Origin of the sequence: Roseococcus suduntuyensis, assembly GCF_014196305.1 — a bacterium.
GTDB classification, from domain to species: Bacteria; Pseudomonadota; Alphaproteobacteria; order Acetobacterales; family Acetobacteraceae; genus Roseococcus; species Roseococcus suduntuyensis.
Genome location: NZ_JACIDJ010000002.1, coordinates 61,289 through 78,814, shown reverse-complemented (window position 1 = coordinate 78,814; position 17,526 = coordinate 61,289). Strand labels below are relative to the sequence as shown.

General features: G+C 72.1%; 18 protein-coding genes. 8 read left to right on the top strand and 10 right to left on the bottom strand.

The window, feature by feature from the left end:
* Nucleotides 1–3: 3 nt before the first annotated feature.
* A complete protein-coding gene (locus GGQ83_RS06855; RefSeq protein WP_184383051.1) occupies nt 4–429 on the top strand; it encodes a hypothetical protein in 426 nt (141 codons plus the stop codon).
* Here GGQ83_RS06855 and queC read toward each other — a convergent pair.
* From queC to GGQ83_RS06840, 3 genes are read right to left on the bottom strand one after another with little or no spacing between them, the layout of a single operon-like run.
* The gene (gene queC, locus GGQ83_RS06850) at nt 395–1,099 is read right to left on the bottom strand and encodes a 7-cyano-7-deazaguanine synthase QueC (protein ID WP_184383050.1); all 705 of its coding nucleotides are present in this window, start codon (nt 1,097–1,099) and stop codon (nt 395–397) included. The genes GGQ83_RS06855 and queC overlap by 35 nt on opposite strands.
* A complete protein-coding gene (queG, locus tag GGQ83_RS06845; RefSeq protein WP_184383049.1) occupies nt 1,096–2,124 on the bottom strand; it encodes a tRNA epoxyqueuosine(34) reductase QueG in 1,029 nt (342 codons plus the stop codon). The genes queC and queG overlap by 4 nt, the downstream gene beginning before the upstream one ends.
* Entirely contained in the window at nt 2,121–2,522 is a 402-nt protein-coding gene (locus GGQ83_RS06840; RefSeq protein WP_184383048.1) for a RidA family protein, read from the bottom strand. The genes queG and GGQ83_RS06840 overlap by 4 nt, the downstream gene beginning before the upstream one ends.
* A gap of 100 nt (nt 2,523–2,622) precedes the next feature.
* Here GGQ83_RS06840 and GGQ83_RS06835 point away from each other — a divergent pair, with 100 nt between their 5' ends.
* Nucleotides 2,623–3,849, top strand: coding sequence for a flavin-dependent oxidoreductase (locus tag GGQ83_RS06835; protein ID WP_184383047.1), 1,227 nt, complete (start codon nt 2,623–2,625; stop codon nt 3,847–3,849).
* On the top strand, nt 3,846–4,595 hold the full coding sequence (locus tag GGQ83_RS06830; RefSeq protein ID WP_184383046.1) for an enoyl-CoA hydratase: 750 nt from the start codon (nt 3,846–3,848) through the stop codon (nt 4,593–4,595). Before GGQ83_RS06835 ends, GGQ83_RS06830 begins: the two co-directional genes overlap by 4 nt.
* A 108-nt stretch (nt 4,596–4,703) precedes the next feature.
* On the opposite strand, the gene GGQ83_RS06825 is transcribed toward GGQ83_RS06830, so the two are convergent.
* A complete protein-coding gene (locus GGQ83_RS06825; protein ID WP_184383045.1) occupies nt 4,704–6,326 on the bottom strand; it encodes a thiamine pyrophosphate-binding protein in 1,623 nt (540 codons plus the stop codon).
* 158 nt (nt 6,327–6,484) lie between these two features.
* Between GGQ83_RS06825 and GGQ83_RS06820 the strand changes: the two genes are divergently transcribed.
* Together GGQ83_RS06820 and GGQ83_RS06815 are read left to right on the top strand one after the other, a co-directional pair.
* Nucleotides 6,485–7,978 carry a circularly permuted type 2 ATP-grasp protein gene (locus GGQ83_RS06820; RefSeq protein WP_184383044.1) on the top strand — a complete coding sequence of 498 codons (1,494 nt, stop codon included), beginning with the start codon at nt 6,485–6,487 and terminating at the stop codon, nt 7,976–7,978.
* Nucleotides 7,972–8,901, top strand: coding sequence for an alpha-E domain-containing protein (locus tag GGQ83_RS06815; protein ID WP_184383043.1), 930 nt, complete (start codon nt 7,972–7,974; stop codon nt 8,899–8,901). Before GGQ83_RS06820 ends, GGQ83_RS06815 begins: the two co-directional genes overlap by 7 nt.
* Before the next feature lie 13 nt (nt 8,902–8,914).
* On the opposite strand, the gene GGQ83_RS06810 is transcribed toward GGQ83_RS06815, so the two are convergent.
* Together GGQ83_RS06810 and GGQ83_RS06805 are read right to left on the bottom strand one after the other, a co-directional pair.
* Entirely contained in the window at nt 8,915–9,661 is a 747-nt protein-coding gene (locus tag GGQ83_RS06810) for an SDR family NAD(P)-dependent oxidoreductase (protein ID WP_184383042.1), read from the bottom strand.
* Between the two features lie 69 nt (nt 9,662–9,730).
* Entirely contained in the window at nt 9,731–10,204 is a 474-nt protein-coding gene (locus tag GGQ83_RS06805) for a hypothetical protein (protein ID WP_184383041.1), read from the bottom strand.
* A 95-nt stretch (nt 10,205–10,299) separates the two neighbouring features.
* On the opposite strand from GGQ83_RS06805, the gene GGQ83_RS06800 reads away from it, so the two are divergent.
* Genes GGQ83_RS06800 through GGQ83_RS06790 form a run of 3 tightly spaced genes read left to right on the top strand, consistent with a single transcriptional unit; the run spans nt 10,300 to nt 12,177 of the window.
* Nucleotides 10,300–10,884: a nitroreductase family protein gene (locus GGQ83_RS06800; protein WP_184383040.1), complete on the top strand. Its 585-nt coding sequence runs from the start codon at nt 10,300–10,302 to the stop codon at nt 10,882–10,884.
* Nucleotides 10,881–11,834: an alpha/beta hydrolase gene (locus tag GGQ83_RS06795; RefSeq protein ID WP_207017990.1), complete on the top strand. Its 954-nt coding sequence runs from the start codon at nt 10,881–10,883 to the stop codon at nt 11,832–11,834. The genes GGQ83_RS06800 and GGQ83_RS06795 overlap by 4 nt, the downstream gene beginning before the upstream one ends.
* Nucleotides 11,835–11,847: 13 nt before the next feature.
* The gene (locus tag GGQ83_RS06790) at nt 11,848–12,177 is read left to right on the top strand and encodes an antibiotic biosynthesis monooxygenase family protein (RefSeq protein WP_184383038.1); all 330 of its coding nucleotides are present in this window, start codon (nt 11,848–11,850) and stop codon (nt 12,175–12,177) included.
* Nucleotides 12,178–12,183: 6 nt separating this feature from the next.
* Here GGQ83_RS06790 and GGQ83_RS06785 read toward each other — a convergent pair whose 3' ends face one another.
* From GGQ83_RS06785 to GGQ83_RS20280, 4 genes are read right to left on the bottom strand one after another with little or no spacing between them, the layout of a single operon-like run.
* Entirely contained in the window at nt 12,184–14,049 is a 1,866-nt protein-coding gene (locus GGQ83_RS06785) for a hypothetical protein (protein WP_184383037.1), read from the bottom strand.
* A 5-nt stretch (nt 14,050–14,054) separates the two neighbouring features.
* Nucleotides 14,055–15,239: a hypothetical protein gene (locus GGQ83_RS06780; protein WP_184383036.1), complete on the bottom strand. Its 1,185-nt coding sequence runs from the start codon at nt 15,237–15,239 to the stop codon at nt 14,055–14,057.
* The gene (locus tag GGQ83_RS06775; protein WP_184383035.1) at nt 15,232–15,900 is read right to left on the bottom strand and encodes an ABC transporter ATP-binding protein; all 669 of its coding nucleotides are present in this window, start codon (nt 15,898–15,900) and stop codon (nt 15,232–15,234) included. The genes GGQ83_RS06780 and GGQ83_RS06775 overlap by 8 nt, the downstream gene beginning before the upstream one ends.
* A complete protein-coding gene (locus tag GGQ83_RS20280; RefSeq protein ID WP_184383034.1) occupies nt 15,897–17,519 on the bottom strand; it encodes an ABC transporter permease in 1,623 nt (540 codons plus the stop codon). Before GGQ83_RS20280 ends, GGQ83_RS06775 begins: the two co-directional genes overlap by 4 nt.
* Between the last annotated feature and the right edge of the window lie 7 nt (nt 17,520–17,526).

Below are 17,526 nucleotides of genomic sequence, written 5' to 3'. Positions count from 1 at the left end.
CTGATGGGCGTCGAGCCCGAGGTCGCGCGCGGGCGCATGTGGCAGTCCGGTACGCTGCCCAGGGCGGGGGCGATGGCGCTGGTGCTGGCCGCCATGCTGCTGTTCCTGTCCTGGCTCTCGCCAGACCGCGCGCCGCCCACCGATGTGGACCGCTACCTCCGCCGCGGCGAGGTGGCGGGGGCGGAGGCGCTGCGCGCGGACCTGGTGCGGCTTTCCCCGGCGGGCACGGATTCCGGGCCGGCGGTGCAGCACCTCATCTCGCTCGGCTTCAACTGCGTGGCGCCCATCCTGCCCAATGGCAGCTGGACCTGCCTGCACCGCCGCCCGGCGGAAGGGCGGGTGCTGCTCAGCTTCGAGGCGCGTGTCCGCCTGGATCGCGGCAGCACCGCCGAGATCACGACCCGCATCTGGGATGAGCCGATCCGCTGACATAGCCCGCCCAGCCGGCGGCGCGCAGCTCGCAGGCCGGGCATTCGCCGCAGCCATGGCCCCAGGGGTGCAGCACCTCGCGCACGCCCTTGTAGCAGGAATGGCTCTCGCGCCGGATCAGTTCCACCAGCGCTGTGCCGCCCAGGTTTTCCGCGAGCCGCCAGGTGGCCGGCTTGTCGCGCCACATCAGCGGCGTGTGCAGCACGAAGCGGGAGGCCATGCCGAGGTTGATCGCCACCTGCAGCGCCTTGATGGTGTCGTCGCGGCAGTCGGGATAGCCCGAGTAATCCGTCTCGCAGACGCCGGTCACGATGTGGCGCAGGCCGCGCCGCGTGGCCAGCGCGGCGGCGAAGGTCAGGAAGATCAGGTTGCGGCCGGGCACGAAGGTGGTGGGCAGCCCATCCTCGCGCAGCGCGATCTCGGCCTCGCGTGTCAGGGCCGTGTCCGACAGCGCGCCCAGCACGCCAAGGTCCAGCAGATGGTCTTCCCCCAGGCGGGGGCTCGCCATGCCCTCGCGCAACGCGCCGCGGCAGTCGAGTTCGATGCGGTGGCGCTGGCCATAGTCGAAGCCCAGCGTCTCCACATGGGCGAAGCGGTCCAGCGCCCAGGCGAGGCAGGTGGCGCTGTCCTGCCCGCCGGAGAACAGGACAAGTGCTGCATCGTCTCTCATGCGGGAAGCCTTTCCAAAGCCCAGGTGGCGGCCTCGGCCAACACGGGGTCGGGGTCATGCGCCAGGGCCTGGGCGGCCGGTCTTAGCGTCGCGTCGCCGCTGTTGCCGATGGCGATGGCCACGTTGCGCAGGAAGCGGTTGCGGCCGATGCGCTTGATGGGTGAGCCCGCGAAGCGTGCGCGGAAGGCGCCATCGTCCAGGGCCGCGAGTTCAGCCAGCGGCGGCGCCACCTCGCCGCGCGGATGCAGCGTCATCTCGGCGGCGGTGCGGGCGAATTTGTTCCAGGGGCAGGCGGCCAGGCAGTCATCGCAGCCATAGATGCGGTTGCCCATGGCAGCACGGAACTCCTCCGGAATGGGGCCGTGGTGCTCGATGGTGAGGTAGGAGAGGCAGCGCCGCGCATCCAGCACATAGGGCGCGGGAAAAGCGGCCGTCGGGCAGGCGTCCAGGCAGGCGCGGCAGGTGCCGCAATGGTCACGCTCCGGCGCGTCGGGCGGCAGGTCGAGTGTGGTGTAGATCTCGCCCAGGAAAAGCCAGGAGCCCCATTCCCGACTGACCAGGTTGCTGTGCTTGCCCTGCCAGCCCAGCCCCGCCTGCTGCGCCAGCGGCTTTTCCATCACCGGCGCCGTGTCCACGAAGACCTTCAGCGGCTCGCCCTTGAAGCGCCGCGCCATCCATTGCCCCAGCGCCTTGAGGCGCTTCTTCACGACGTCGTGATAGTCGCGCCCCTGGGCGTAGCAGGAGATCGTGGCGCGGGAGGGCTGTGCGAGGCTCGCCAGCGGGTCGTAGTCGGGGCCGTAGTTCTGCCCGAGGCTGATCACGCTCACCGCCTCGGGCCAGAGGGCGCGTGGCTGTGCGCGCTGGTCCACGCGTCGTTCCATCCATTCCATGTCGCCATGGTGTCCGGCGGCGAGGCTGGCATCGAGCCGCGCGCGCGCGGCCTCAGGCAGGTGCGCGCGGGTGAAGCCCACGGCGTCGAAACCGAGCCGCAACGCCTCGGCGCGGATTTCCGCCGCGACGTTCATGGCGGATCGGTGAGGATGGCGGTGGCCTCGATTTCCAGCAGCGCCTCGGGCTCCACCAGCGCCGAGACCTGCACGAAGGTCATGGCGGGGAAATGCGCGCCCATCACCTCGCGCCAGGCATCGCCCAGCGCGGGCAGGTTCGCCTGGTAGTCGCGCAGGCTCAGCACGAACCAGGTCATGCGCGCGATGTCGGGCGCGCCGCCGCCGGCCTCGGCCAGCACGGCGAGGATATTCGACAGGGCCTGGCGCGCCTGGTCCACGAAGTCCGTGGGGAAGCGCCCCTCGCTGTCGCAGCCCACCTGGCCGCCCAGCACCACCAGACGCCCGGCACCGGCCCAGCCATGAGTGTGCCCGCGCGGGCGGGGCCAGCCTTGCGGATGGAGCTTGGTGAGCGGCATGGGTGGGGCTTTCGCAGCGGTGGCGCTTCCTGTCCAGCGTGATCTGTGCGGGGCACGTCCTGCGTGGCATCCTGCGCCGCAAGCATGAGGAGGGGAGGGCATGACGGCACCGGTGCTGATCGCGGGCGGTGGCGTGGGCGGGCTGACGCTGGCACTGTCGCTGCATGAGCGCGACATCCCCTGCGAGGTCTTCGAGGCGGCGCCCGAGGTGAAGCAGCTCGGCGTGGGCATCAACACCCTGCCGCATGCCATCCGGGAACTTTCGGCGCTCGGCCTGCTGGAGGCGCTGGATGCCATCGCCATCCGCACGCGCGAATTGCGCTACCTCGACCGCTTCGGCAACCGCATCTGGACCGAGGCGCGCGGGCTGCATGCGGGGCATGAGGCACCGCAATTCTCCATCCATCGCGGGCGGCTGCACGGCGCGCTGTGGCAGGCGGCGATGGAGCGCCTGGGCCCCGCGCGCATCCACACCAACAAGCGGCTGCAGGGCTACATGCAGGACAGCCGCGCCGTGACGGTGCGCTTCACCGACGGTACCACGCGGCGCGGCAAGGCGCTGGTGGGGGCGGATGGCATCCACTCGGCGCTGCGCGCGCTGATGCACCCGCATGATGGCGGCATCCGCTGGAACGGCATCCAGATGTGGCGCGGCGCGGTGGACTGGCCCGTCTTCGAGGGCGGCGACGTGATGACGGTGGCCGGCGACATGCGCGAGAAGCTGGTGCTCTACCCCATCGCGGCCGGCGCCACGCCGCAAACGCGCCTCACCAACTGGGTGGTCTGCGCCCAGGTCGGCGATGCCACGCAGCCGCCGCCGCGCCGCGAGGACTGGTCGCGCCCCGGCCGGCTGGAGGATGTGCTGCCCCATGTACAGCGCTTCCGCGTGCCCTGGCTGGATGTGGAGGCCCTGGTCCGTGCCACGCCCGAATTCTGGGAATACCCCATGTGCGACCGTGACCCCCTGCCGCACTGGACCGAGGGGCGCGTGACGCTGCTGGGCGATGCCGCGCACCCGATGTATCCGGTCGGCTCCAACGGTGCCTCCCAGGCCATATTGGATGCGCGGTTGTTGGCGCGGCTGCTGGATGGGATGAACGTGACCAAGGCACTCGCCGCCTATGAGGCCGAGCGCCTGCCCGCCACGCGCGACATCGTCCTGGCCAACCGCCGCGGCGGGCCGGAGCGGGTGGTGGACGTGGTCAGCGAACGCGCGCCCGAGGGGTTTTCAGACATCACGCAGGTGATCGCGCAGGACGAACTTGCCGCCATCGCGCGCGGCTATTCCCAGATAACGGGGGCCCAAATGACAGGAGCGCGCCGATGAGCCGCATCGCGATCGAGGAACGTGGCGACATCCGCCACGTCATCGTGGCCAATGACGCCAAGCTGAACACGCTGAACTCGCCGCTGCTGGAGGCGCTGGCCGGTGCCTTCGAGGTAGGGCCCGAGACGCGCGCCGTGGTGCTGGCGGGCGAGGGGCCGCGCGCCTTCATCGGTGGCGCCGACATCCGCGAGATGGGCGCCATCACCACGCCGGAGGGCGGGCGCGCCTTCATCACCCGCGTCCATCGCGTGAGTGCGGCGATCCGCGCCTGCCGCGTGCCGGTCATCGCGCGCATCCAGGGCTGGTGCCTGGGCGCGGGCATGGAGATCGCGGCCGCCTGCGACATGCGCCTGGCTTCCACTGCGGCCAAGTTCGGGATGCCGGAGGTGCGCGTGGGTATCCCGTCGGTGGTCGAGGCCGCGCTGCTGCCCGGCCTCATCGGCTGGGGCCGCACCCGGCGCCTGCTGCTGCTGGCCGAGACCATCGACGCGGCCACCGCAGAAGCCTGGGGTTTCTGCGAGCGCGTGGTGGCGCCCGAAGCTCTGGACGCGGCGCTCACGGAATGGCTGGACCTGCTGCGCGAGGCCGGCCCGCGCGCCATCGCCGACCAGAAGGCGCTGATCCGCGCCTGGGAGGATCTGCCGCTGAGCCAGGCCATCGCCGCCGGCATCCCCGCCTTCGCCCGTGCCTTCGAGACGGACGAGCCGGGGCGGATGATGGGGCAGTTTCTGAGCCGGAAGCGCTGAAGCGCGAACGCCGCAGGGCGCATGCCCGGAGGCGTGAATCGCGCGCGCGACGGGTCGCGATCGCCGCAGGGCGGATGCCCGGAGGCGTGAATCGCGCGCGCGACGATGTCAGCCTCGCAACGCCTTGATCTGCGCCGGGTAGCTGGAGGGGTCGGTCCGCACATCAATCAGGCGCGGGCCCGGCGTTGCCTCGGCCTCCGCCAACGCCGCGCGCAGCCCCGCCGCATCGGCCACGCGCCAGGCGGCACCGCCCATGCCGCGCATCACCTGTGTGAAATCGGCTTCGGGCCAGTCCAGCGCGCCCTCGGGGAGGTCGCGCGTGCCCTTCTTGATGTCGATCAACGAGAGCAGCGCGTCGTTGAACACCACCACCGTCAGGTTCAGCTTCATGGCGGCGGCGGTGGCCAATTCGCCCAGGCACATCATCAGCCCGCCATCGCCCGTGAAGGCCAGTGCGCCGCGCGCCGGGTCATGCCAGGCGGCGGCGATGGCGGCGGGCAGGGCATAGCCCATGGTGGCGAGCCCATTGGAAATCAGCAGGTCCCCCGGCGCGAAGCATTCCCAGAAGGTCGTGCAGGGGAACATATGCGCCCCCGCATCCACCGCGACGCGCGGATGGCCCGACAGCGCCGCCTGGGTGGTGGTCACGATCTCGGACGGCGCCATGCCGCGATTGCCGCCGGCCGTGTTGCGCAACGCATCCGCCCAGGCATCGCGACGCCTTGCCACCTCGCCCGCGGGCCAGGGGCGGGCGGGGCAGGTGCCGGCCAATTCCTCGGCCGCGGCCTCCCAGGCGCCGTGCAGCGCCAGTGCGGGGGGCGTGTAGTCCAGCCGGCGCGGGGCGGTGGCGAAATCGAGCACGGGCGCGGCATAGCGCCAGGCCTGGCCAATGAACTCCACCGGGTCCGCACCCAGCAGGATGATCAGGTCCGCCTCGCGCAGCAGCGGCGCCTCGGCCTCGCCGCCCGTGAACACGCCGCCGAACAGGGGGTGGCGGTCCGGCACCACGCCCTTGGCCTTGTAGGTGACCAGGGCCGGCGCCCCCAGCGCCTCCACCAGGGCGCGGGTCGCGGCGGCGCGGGCGGGAAGGGTGGCCTCCAGCCCGATGATCAGGGCCGGGCGTTGCGCCTGGGCGATCATGCGCCGCGCGGCGGCGATGGTCGCGGCGTCGGGGGGCGGCAGCTCGGGCCAGCGGAATTCCGGCGCGGGCGCGGCCGCGCCGCCCGCCACATCGCCCGGCAGTTCGAGATAGGCGGGGCCGCGCGGGACGGCCAGCGCGGCTTGAAGGGCGGCGTATGTGGCCTCGCCGGCCGGCACCTCCTGCGTGCGCAGCCGCGCGGAGGTGACGGGCGCCATCATCGCCGCCTGGTCGAACCACTGGTGGGTGGTGAAGCGCGCCTCGGCCGCCGGGAAGCCATCGGCGAAGAGGATCACGGGTGCCCGTTCCAGCGCCGCATTGGCCATGGCATTGGCGGCGTTGGACACGCCCGGGCCCCGCGTGGTCAGCAGCCCGACCGGCCGGTGGGTCAGTTCCGCCAGGGCGGCGGCCATGATGCCGGCCCCTCCTTCGGTGCGGGCCAGCATGAAGGGAATGCCCTGGCGCTTTGCGGCGGCGATGAGATCGAGGCTCGATCCACCCCCCGGAACGCCGAAGATGGCCGGCATGCCCGCCGCCGCGCAGCAGGCCATGACGGATTGCGCGCCGGTGAGGCGCTGTGGCGTCTGGTCCATGGATGTCGTTCCCCCCGAGGCGTGTCGCCCATCATACGCCCCGGGCCGCCCCGGCCCAGCCCGGCGCTGCCTGTCCAGACGGCAACTCCGTGCCGCTGCCCCGCTTTTTGCGTCGGGCTGGCTTGCGTCGTGCGCAAGGCCTTGGTCAATTCGGCATTATGAGTCAAAGCCAATCCCAGGGCGCGCCCCGCCCCCTCCCTGTCGCCTTCGACGAGTTGGGCCAAAGGGCCGAAGTGCGGGCCGCCTATGCCGCCGTGGCCGCCTGGCTGGAGCGCACCCCGCCGGCCGAGCTGGAAGCCAAGCGCGCCGAGGCCGAGCTGCTGTTCCGCCGTGTCGGCATCACCTTCGCCGTCTATGGCGAGGGCGGCGACCCGGAACGGCTGATCCCCTTCGACATCATTCCCCGCGTGCTGGCGCGCAGCGAATGGGACCGTCTGAGCGCGGGCCTCTCCCAGCGCGTGCGCGCGCTGAACGCCTTCCTGGCCGATGCCTATGGCAAGCAGGAGATTCTCAAGGCGGGCGTGATCCCGGCAAGCCTCGTCACCGGCAACGAACAGTTCCGGCCCGAGATGCAGGATTTCCAGCCCCCCGGTGGCGTCTATACCCATATCGCGGGCATCGACCTGGTCCGCACCGGGCCGGATCAGTTCTATGTGCTGGAGGACAATGCCCGCACGCCTTCGGGCGTCTCCTACATGTTGGAAAACCGGGAGGCGATGCTGCGCCTCTTCCCGCGTCTGCTGGCGCGCCACCGACTGGCCCCGGTGAACCGCTACCCCGAGGACCTGCTGACCACGCTGAAGGCCGCGGCACCCGACCGCGCGGGGCCGAACCCCACCGTCGTGATCCTGACGCCGGGCGCCTTCAACAGCGCCTATTACGAACACTGCTTCCTGGCCGACGAGATGGGCGTGGAGGTGGTGGAAGGCGCCGACCTCTTCGTGGACGAGAACGTGGTCTTCATGCGGACCACGGCCGGCCCGCGCCGGGTGGATGTGATCTACCGCCGCATCGATGACGACTACCTGGACCCGCGCGCCTTCCGTCCCGATTCCATGCTGGGCGTGCCCGGCCTCATGGCCGCCTATCGCGCGGGCAATGTGGCGCTGTGCAACGCGCCCGGCTGCGGCATCGCGGACGACAAGGCCATCTACCCCTTCGTGCCGCAGATGATCCGCTTCTACCTGGACGAGGAACCCAAGCTGGCCAATGTCCCCACCTATCTCTGCGAGCGCGAGGCCGACCGCGCCTATGTGCTGGACAACCTGGACCAGCTGGTCGTGAAGCTCGCGCAGGGCTCGGGCGGATACGGCATGATGATCGGGCCGCACGCGACGGCGGCCGAGCGCGCGGATTTCGCGGCCCGCATCAAGGCGCGGCCGGCGGACTACATCGCCCAGCCCACGCTCGCGCTCTCCACCGTGCCCACCCTCTGCGCGAATGGGGTGGCGCCGCGGCATGTGGACCTGCGCCCATTCGTGCTCTCCACGAAGGACGAGGTGCGGATCGTCCCCGGCGGGCTGACGCGCGTGGCCCTGCGGGAGGGTTCGCTGGTGGTGAATTCCTCCCAGGGCGGCGGCACCAAGGACACCTGGGTGCTGGACAACGACCCGCAGGAAGGCGGCGCGGCGCACGGAGCCGTGGCATGCTGAGCCGCTCCGCCGACAGTCTCTTCTGGCTGGGCCGCTACACCGAGCGCGCGGCCAATGTGGCGCGCGGCCTGTCCGTGGCGCTTCGCATGGCGGGGCTTTCCGCGCAGCTGGGTGCCGAGGGCGACGAATGGCGCTCCCTGCTGATCGCCACCGGCTGCGAGCCCGCCTTCTTCGAGAAGCACGAGGAGGCCAGCCAAGAGAACGTCGTGGACTTCCTGGTGCGCGACCCGGACAACCCCACCGGCATCATCTCCTGCTTCGCCGCCGCCCGGCACAATGCGCGCAGCGTGCGCACCGCGCTGACGGTGGACATGTGGGGCGCGCTGAATGATTCCTGGAACGCGCTGCGCCACGCCGAATTCCAGGGCGAACGCCTGCCGGGGTTCCTCGAATGGGTGCGGGAACGCGTGTTGCTCTTCAATGGTGCCGCGCATGACACCATGCTGCGCGGAGAGCCGTGGCTCTTCGTGCAACTGGGCACGGCGCTGGAACGCGCGGACAACACGGCGCGGCTGCTGGACGTGAAGCACCACCTGCTGGCGCCCGCGCAGCAAGCGACCGTGGAATACGCGCAGTGGCAGGCCATCCTGCAATCGGTCTCGGCGCTGCGCGCCTATCACTGGGTCTACAAGGACCGGCTGGAGCCCGCCAAGATCGCGGAACTGCTCATCCTGCGGCCCGAACTGCCGCGCAGCCTGACCGCCTGCCATGGCCGCGTGCTGGAGGTGCTCGACCGCATCGCGGCCGGCCAGGCGGGGCGGCGGGGCGAATGCCACCGAATGGCGGGCGAGCTGCATGCGCGGCTGCGCTACGGCCGGATCGAGGAGATCCTCTCGGCCGGGCTGCATGAATATCTGACCGACATGATCATGCGCACGGCCGAGTTGGGGAACGAGATCGAGGCCTTCTACATCAAGGCGTGAAGGCATGGACCCATCAGGTCTGCGCCCCGCCATTCACCTGCAGCATCTGCCCGTTCACATAGGCGCCGCCCGGCGCCACCAGAAGCCGCAGCACGGCGGCCACCTCGGCGGGCGTGCCCTCGCGTCCCACCGGCACCTTCGCCACGGCCGCGGCGCGGTAGGCCGCGCCCTCGCCGGAGGCCGGGTCATCGGCCGCGATCGGGCCAGGGGAGATGGCGTTCACCGTGACGCCGTGCGGCCCGAATTCCTTCGCCAGCGCCTTCGTCAGCCCCCAGACCCCATGCTTGGCCACCGAGACGGGCGCCCGCCCGGCATAGCCATGGATAGCGTTCATGCCGGCGAAGTTCACGATGCGCCCCCAGCCGCGTTCCAGCATGCCGGGCAGGCAGGCGCGCGACAGCCACACCGCCGCATCCATGTCCACGGCGATGACGCGGCGCCATTCCTCCTCGCTCATTTCCAGGAAGGGCTTGGCGGGGCGCAGGGCGGCGTTGTTGACCAGCACATCCACGCCGCCTGACAGCACCATGGCCTCGGCCGCGATGCGCGCGCATTCGGGGGCGCTGCCCACATCGCCCATCACGACCTCGGCGCGCACGCCATGGGCGCGCGCTTCCTCCGCCACGGCCTCACAGGCCGCGCGGTCGCGGGAGCCGTTGATGACCACGTCGAAGCCATCCTGCGCCAGGCCGAGCGCCACGGCCCGGCCGATATTGCGACCGGCGCCGGTGATGAGGGCGGTCTTGCGGGTTCCGGACATTGGCATCCTCCTGATTCCGTTGGGGTGCCATGCAGCCATGGGCAGGCGGCGGGCGCCAGCCCCGGCCTGTCAGTGCATCAGGGCCTGGCGGGCGGGGCCGGGCAGGCGCAGCCCCTGCGCGGCCAGGATGGCGGCGAAGCGCTGCGCGCTGGCCAGCGCCGGCGTCACCTGGCCCGGCGGCAGCCAGTCCGTGAGAATGCGCACCGGCACGAAGGCATCGCCCTGCTGCAAGGCGCCCACCAGGGAGAGCATGTGGACCTCATCCTCGCCAAGCGCGGGGCAGTGGCAGCAGCGCACCTCGATCAGGCGCCTGGCATGGCCGGCCACCACCTCCATCAGCCGGTTGAAACCCTGCGCGCCCTCGCCGGGCACGCCGGCCAGGCGCAGGATCTCGCGCCAGTTCGGGTGTTCGTGGCCGGGCTTGACCAGCGGCGCCACCCAGGCACGCATCGCGCCCACCACCAGCAGGGCGGGGATGTCCAGCGCGTGCACGGGACTGTCGGTGTCGGCATGGCCGTCCGGGCAGGGAGGGATGTGGGACATGCGGCGTTCCTTCAAGCTGTCTCTTTCGGAGCGGCCGGAGCCTATGCTAAATGAGAATGAGTCGCAATTACATTGAAGCCAGCCCGGAGCCCCCCATGCCCGACCACAACCCCCCCAACACGGCGCTGGCCATGCTGCTCGGCCGCGCCTCCGTCTCGCCCTCGCAGCTTCGCCCGCCCGCGCCCGATGCGGCGGCTCTGGAGTTGTCGGTGGCCGCGGCCTTGCGCGCCCCCGACCATGGCGGGCTGCGCCCCTGGCGCTTCCGCATGATCGCGGGTGAGGCGCGGGCCCGTTGGGGCCAGGTGCTGGCGGACTCGCTCGCCCGCCGCGTGCCCGAAACCCCGCCCGAGCGGCTGGAGCTGGAGGCGCGCAAGCCGCTCCGCGCGCCCCTGGTGATCGCCGCGGGGGCCGCGCTGCGGCACAACCACCGCATTCCGCTGTGGGAGCAGGAGGCGACGGCGGCGGCCGGCGTCATGAACCTGATGAACGCGCTGCACGCCCAGGGCTATGGCGCCATCTGGCTCTCCTCCGGCGCGCTGGAGGACACGGTGGTCAAGCATGCCCTGGGCCTGGCCGAGGCCGACCTGCTGCTGGGCTGGATCTATGCGGGCACGCCGGCCGCCCCCGTCGCACCCATGCCGCGCCCGGACCCCTCCGCTTTCTGGTCGGCATGGGAATGAGGCGTCGCATCCTCCGGCGCGCGCTGCCGGCCTTGGGCATGGGCCTGGCGGGCGCCGCCGCCGCTGAACCCTGGCGGCTTGAAGCGCCGGGTGGCGAGCTGCACGGCACCCTGCTGCTGCCGGCGGGCGAGGGGCGGGTGCCTGGCGCGCTGCTGCTGGCCGGCTCCGGCCCCAGCGGGCGGGATGGTGACGCCCCCCAGATGCGCCACGCGGCGCTGCGGCGCCTGGCCGAGGACCTGGCCGTCCAGGGCATCGCGACGCTGCGCGTGGACAAGCGTGGCGTCGGCGAGAGCACCGCCGCGGCCCCGGACGAGGCCGCGCTCAGGCCCGAAACCTATGCACGCGATGCCGGCCTGTGGCTGGCCCGCTTCGCCGCCCATCCGCGGGTGGGCGCCGTCGCGGTCATCGGCCACAGCGAGGGCGGGCTGATCGGCGCGCTGCTGGCCCAGCCCCCGGCGCCGGACGCCATGCGCGGCCTCGTGCTTCTCGCGGCACCGGGGCGCAGGCTGGGCGTGATCCTGCGCGAACAGCTCACGCCCCTGCTGCCCGCGGACACCCTGCCCGTGGCGCTAGGCATCCTCGCCCGGCTGGAGGCGGGCGAGAGCGTGGCCGAGGTGCCGCCCGTGCTCGCGCCGCTGTTCCGGCCCTCGGTCCAGCCCTACCTGCGTGCCGCCCTGGCCCTGGACCCGCCTGAGCTGCTGGCCCGGGTGCAACTCCCCGTGCTGATCGTGCAGGGCGGGCGGGACATCCAGGTGCGGCAGGCGGATGCACACGCGCTGGCGGGGGCTCTTCCCGCCGCGCAAAGTCTGTTCCTGCCCCATATGAACCACGTGCTGCGCGATGCACCGGCCGACCCGGCCGGGCAGCTCGCGCTCTACAATGATGCCGCGGCGCCCCTGGCCCACGGCCTCATCCCGGCCATCGCCGCCTTCCTGCGTGGCCTATCCTGAGGAGAGAGTGACCATGTATGTCGCCTGCAACCGCTTCCGGGTGATCCCGGACCACACCGCCGAGTTCGAGGCCATGTGGCTCAACCGCGAGAGCCACCTGCACGAGGTGGACGGCTTCAGGACCTTCCATTTGCTGCGCGGGCCGGCGGCGGAGGACCATGTGCTCTATTCCTCCTTCACCCTCTGGGCCTCGCGCGAGGCCTTCGAGGGCTGGACGCGCTCGGAGCAGTTCCGCCGCGCCCATGCCGGGGCCGGGGGTTCCAAGCCCACCACCATCGGCCCGCCCCAGTTCGAGGGCTTCGAGGTGCTGCAGACCATCGGAGCCGCGGCGACGGCGGGCTGAGGGCGGTCAGGCCGTCCGCCACCCATAGGTGTCGAAGGCGATGCCGCGCGGGCGGGGATCGTTCGGGTGCGGGACGGTCTCGCCCGTGTCGAGCTCGAGCCGCACGAAGGGACGGCTCGGGCGGCACGGGATGACCAGGCGCTCGGCATGGCCGCGCAACGGCTCGAAGAGGTGCGGAGCGGGTGCGCCATCCACCAGCACCGCGAGGCGCCCCCGCAGCGACGGGTCGGCATAGCCGCGCACCCAGACCAGCAGTTCGATCGGCATGCCGGGCGGCACCGGCATGTAGAGCAGCAGCCGGGGCCCTGGGCCGGACCACAGGGACCGGAAGGGCGTGCCCCCGCCGTCGCGCGGGTGGAAGCCGCGGCCGATGAGCGGGCCGCGCACGCTGAAGCACATCGCCTCGCCGTCGAAGTCACCACGCAGCAGGGCGGTGGTGGCGGCGGCGTCGCGCGCCTCGAAGGCCTCGTCCGTCCAGGCCTGGGCGGTGGCGCGGTGGCGGGCCTCGAAGAGCTCCACGGCACGGGCATGGAGCTGGGCGTCGAAGCGGGTCATCGCCGCCAGCTCCTGCGCGGCCTGACCGGTCTCGATGGCCCGGACGCGGTCCGAGGCGCTGTCGTTCAGCCGGGGGAAGGCCGCGACCGGCGGCAGGCCAAGGTGTTCGGCGATGGCATTGCGCGTCAGGTCCAGCTCCTCGGTGAGGCCCACCACCTCGACGTCTTCCTCAAGGCAGGCCAGCGCGGCGCCCAGCAGCAACGAGGGGTCGGCCGTCTCGCAGAAGGCCTTGTCGAGCCGACTGGAGGCGAGGATCCGCGTCATCGTGTTGTCCACGTAATGCCGGTAGGGGCTGCGCCTGTGCCGCACGAAGAAGTCCTTGAGCGGCAGGCGCCGGGTATCGCTCACCATTTCATGCAGGTCGGCCGGTCCATGGCGCGTGTCCGCGTCATCGAGCCGCCGCCAGTCGGAGATTTGGGACACAAGCCGTGCCATCGGTTCGCGCAGCACGGTCAGTCGCAGCGTGCCGGGGGGGGCATGTGCGATCAGGTTGCGGTGCCCATGCACCACGGCCGCAGACAGGAAAACGGTGCGGGTGCGAAGCAGGGTGTTCTGCATCAACCCGTCCCAGCGCCGCTGGTCACCCGCCAGCATGTCGAGCCAGCTGTTCAGCGAGGTGCCGGCGCATTTCATGATGTGGGCGTGCAGCACGCGCTGCCAGCGGGGGCTGGCCAAGCCGTTGGCCGCCTGGAAAGCGCCGGTCTGCAGCCCCGCCTCGCCGGCCTCGCGCGGGGCGGGCGGGGCCTGCTGGCCCGCTTCCAGCACGGAGGCCACATGGCTGAGGCTGGTCGCCACGGTCAGCGCCGGGGCGGTGGGCAGGGCGCCTTCCAGCATCTCCGCGCGCCCGGGCCCGCCATGGGACGCGATGTGGTCGAGATGCGGGAGGATCAGAGGCGCCTGTGGCAGGTCAGGCAGGGCGCGGCCCAGCGCGACCAGGGCCTCGGCCAGGCCCCGCGCCGCCTCCGGCGTGCCCAGCGCCTCGGCGAGGCGGGCCACCGCGCGGCGCAGCGGCAGGTAGCCATAGAACACCAGGGGCGCGGGCAGCCCAGGGCGATGCGCCGCCAGCAGCGCCAGCCAGTCGCCCAGCGCCGCTTCGCCCGCGGCATCGTCCCCGGCCGCCGCAACCTGGGCGATCACCGGCGCGAGGGCGGAGGCGAGGCCCTCCGCGCCGGCTTCGCGGAGCCGCGCATCCGCCAGCCGCGCCGCCGCCATGAAGCCCGCCATCTCGTGCGGGGGCAGTTCGAGGTCGGCCAGGCCCGCCGCATGGGCGGCGGCCTCGTTGAGCAGCGCCAGATAGGTGGGGCTGTGGGTCTGCACAGGCGTCAGTGCATGTGGTCGCGGACGGTGCGGGCCAGCAGCAGGCCCAGCAGCGCGCCCAGCAGGGCCAGGGCCGCCGCCGTGCCCAGATGCTCCAGCCGGCGCGGATAGGCGGCGGAGCGGGGCAGGGTGGGCCGCACCACCTCGGCCAGGTAGAGCTGCTGGCGGCTCGCATCGCTGCGCGCCCGCTCCAGCGAGCCCAGCAAGGCCTCATAGGATCGCAGGGCGAGCATGGATTCGGTCTCCAGCGTCTCATAGCCGCGCAGCGCACCGGCCAGCGCTTCGGCGTTCTGGCCGGTGGTGCGCTGCGCGATCTCGCGCAATTGCCCCTCCAGCGCGGCGATGCGTTGGCGCAGCTGCACGATGGCGGGCGCGTTGTCGGCGGTGAAGCGGCGCAACTGGGTGAGGCGCGCACGTTCCTGGGTGATCTCGGCCTCCAGCCGGGCGCGCAGCTCGTCGCTCGCCTCGGCGGTGCGGCGGGGGTCCAGCACCTCATTGGTCTCGCGGAAGCGGCGCAGCGCGTCGCGGGCGCGGGCGAGGCGCGTCTCGGCCTCGGCCACCTCCGCCTCCACCGCGTCCAGCAGGCCGCGCCGGGCGGCAAGCGACATGCGGTTCACCAGTTCCTCCGCCAGGGCGCGGGTGGCCTGGGCCAGGGCCAGGGCGTCCTCGGCCGAGAAGGCGCGCGCCTCCACCGCCACGATGCCATTGGTGTGGTCGAAATAGGGACGGAGCTGGCTGGAGAGGTAGCGCCGCAGCCGCTCGGGCGAGGCATTGGCCGGCAGGCGCGCCAGGGGGTCTATGGACGTGTCGCCGAACATCCGCCGCAGGTCGAGCCGCGCCTCCAGCGCCTGCAAGGCGTCATGGCTGCGGAGGAACTGCACCACGGCATTGCTCTCGGTCACGGTGGCGAGCATGGGCGTGCCCATCATGGGCATGGCCCCCTGCACCCGCGGCTGGTCGGCCTGCCGGACGGCGAAGCGGACCTCGCTGACATAGACATCCGACGCCCAGAGGAAGAGGTAGGCGGCATAGGCGACGAAGCCCGCCAGCGCCGCCAGCAGCCACCAGCGCGTGCCGCCACGCTTCCGGGGGCGCCCCAGGGAGGGCACGGCGAGCGGCGGTGGCGCCGCGGGCGCGGGCGGTGCCGCCGCCTCGCGCCGGGCCGGGGTGCGTGCGCGTTCCTCAAGCATGGGAGACCCCCATCAACGCCGCATAGGCGGCCATGGCCTCGTCCACCGTGTCATAGGGGGTGAGGGAACCGCCATCCAGAATGGCGCAGCAATCGCACAGCGCGCGGATGGTGGCGCTGCTGTGCGAGACGAGAATGAGCGAGGAGCGCGTCAGCCGCTCGCGGAAGGCCTGGGAGGACTTGGCGCGGAAGCGCGCATCGCCCACCTCCGTGATCTCGTCCACCAGATAGACGTCGAAATCGATGGCGAGCGACAGCCCGAAGGCGAGCTTGGCGACCATGCCGGAGGAGTAGGTCTCGATCGGCATGTCCAGCCAAGGGCCGAGTTCCGCGAAATCGGCCACGAAGTCCAGCACCTCCCGCGGGGATGCACCGTAGAGGCGGGAGAGGAAGAGCAGGTTCTCCCGCCCCGACAGCCCGCCATGGAAGGTGCCCGAGAAGCCCATGCTGAAGGAGACGCGGCAGCGGCGCTCGATCCGCCCGGCATCGGGCGCCTCGCTGCCCGCGATCAGGCGCAGCAGGGTGGACTTGCCCGCCCCGTTGCCGCCCAGGATGCCGACATTGCGTCCGGGCGGAAAGGCGAGGCTGACATCGCGCAGGATGGGCTTGCGGCTGCCGTCGCGCGCCCGGTAGGCCTTGCTGACGCCGTCCAGCACGATCATGTCGCCCCCCGCAGCCGTCGGTGGAAGGCCGCCACCAGCAGCCCGCCCAGCAGCATGGACGCCAGCGACCAGCGCAGCAGGTAGCCGGTGTCGAGATAGGGCGAGACATACAGCGGATAATAGGCCTGCCGCACCCATTCGAGCGCGTGGAGCAGCGGGTTCCACAGAGCCCATTCGCGGATGCCGGCCGGCATCATGTTCGGGTGGTAGAAGATGCCCGAGATGAAGTAGAGGCCGCGCAGCGAGACGGTCCAGACCCGTTCAGGCAGCTCGCTCAACTCGCTCAGCACCATGTTCGCCAGCGCGATGCCGCTGGCCAGCAGGAACAGCACCACATAGGCCGCGAGCAGCGAGAGCGGATCATCCGGCAGCTGCGCGAAGCCCATGGCGATGAAGGCCGTGAGCGTCACGAGGAAGACCACCACATCGGTGGCCGCGCGCAGCAGTAGGCGCGCGGCCGCGATGTCGCCCAGCGTCACCACCGGCACCGAGAGCAGCACCCGGCTGTCGCGCGCCATGTGCATGCCGCGTTCGGTGACATGGCAGAAGAAGAGGTAGGGCAGCACGCCCGTCATGTAGAAGACGGGCAGGCTGTCGCCGATGGGTGCCCGGCCCCCGCCCATGAGGCCGATGGCGACGAACAGGATGAAGACGTGGGTGATGGGCTCGAACAGGGACCAGGCATAGCCCAGCCGGCTGTGGGTGAACTGCGTCCGCGCCTCGCGCAGCATCAGCGCGTCCACGATGCGCGCGCGCGTCCGCAGCAGCGGGCCCAGTGGCACGCGGGGCGGCGGCGGCAGGCTGGCCGGAAGGCGCGCCCAGGCGGGGGTCTCGCGGCGTGGCGCTTCGACCTGGACGGGCGGCGGCGCGTGCTCGCGGTTGAGCGCCTCGGCGCCGCTGGAGACCAGCACCTCCTCCGCGAAACCCACCTGGTCGGCCGAGAGGGAGGCGGCGCGGCGGCTGGCGGCGATGGCCTCCTCCACCTGGCCCAGCGCCAGATGCGCGGCCGAGGCCATGCGCCAGGCCACGGCATGCTCGGGCGCCAGCCCGATGGCGCGCCCCGCCGCCAGCAGCGCCGCGCCGGGTGCGCCCTGTTGCAGGCGCAGCCCGGCTAGGTGGATGAGATATTCCTCGGCGCGCGGGTCGAGGCGCACCGCCGCCTCCGCCGCCTCCACCGCCTGGCGCTGGCGGCCCAGCACGGACCAGATGCCGCTCAGCACCCGGGCGAAAAGCGGTCCGGTGCCGGCTTCGGGCCAGAGCGGCAGCATGGCCTGCTCGGCCCAATGCGGCTCATCGGCCTGGAGCAGCAGGCAGGCGGCTTCGATGCGCGGGAACTCCGCGCCGGGCGCCTCCGCCATGCGGTCGAGGGCGCCGGCCAGCCGCCCGGCGGGTTCGGCCGGGAAGGGGGCACGCAGCAGCGGCGCCAGCGCCTCGGGTGTCCAGGCCTCGCCTCGCGGCGCGGCCGCGCCCAGCAGCAGCGCGGCAAGACGCAGCGCGGGCCCATCCTCGCCCCGTGCCAGCGCCGCCGTGATGCGCGCGCGCGCCTCCTCCGCGCGGTCCTCACGCACCAGGGATGCGAGTGCCGCGGGGTCGTCCTGGCCAGTGCCGTCGCGGATCACCCGGCCC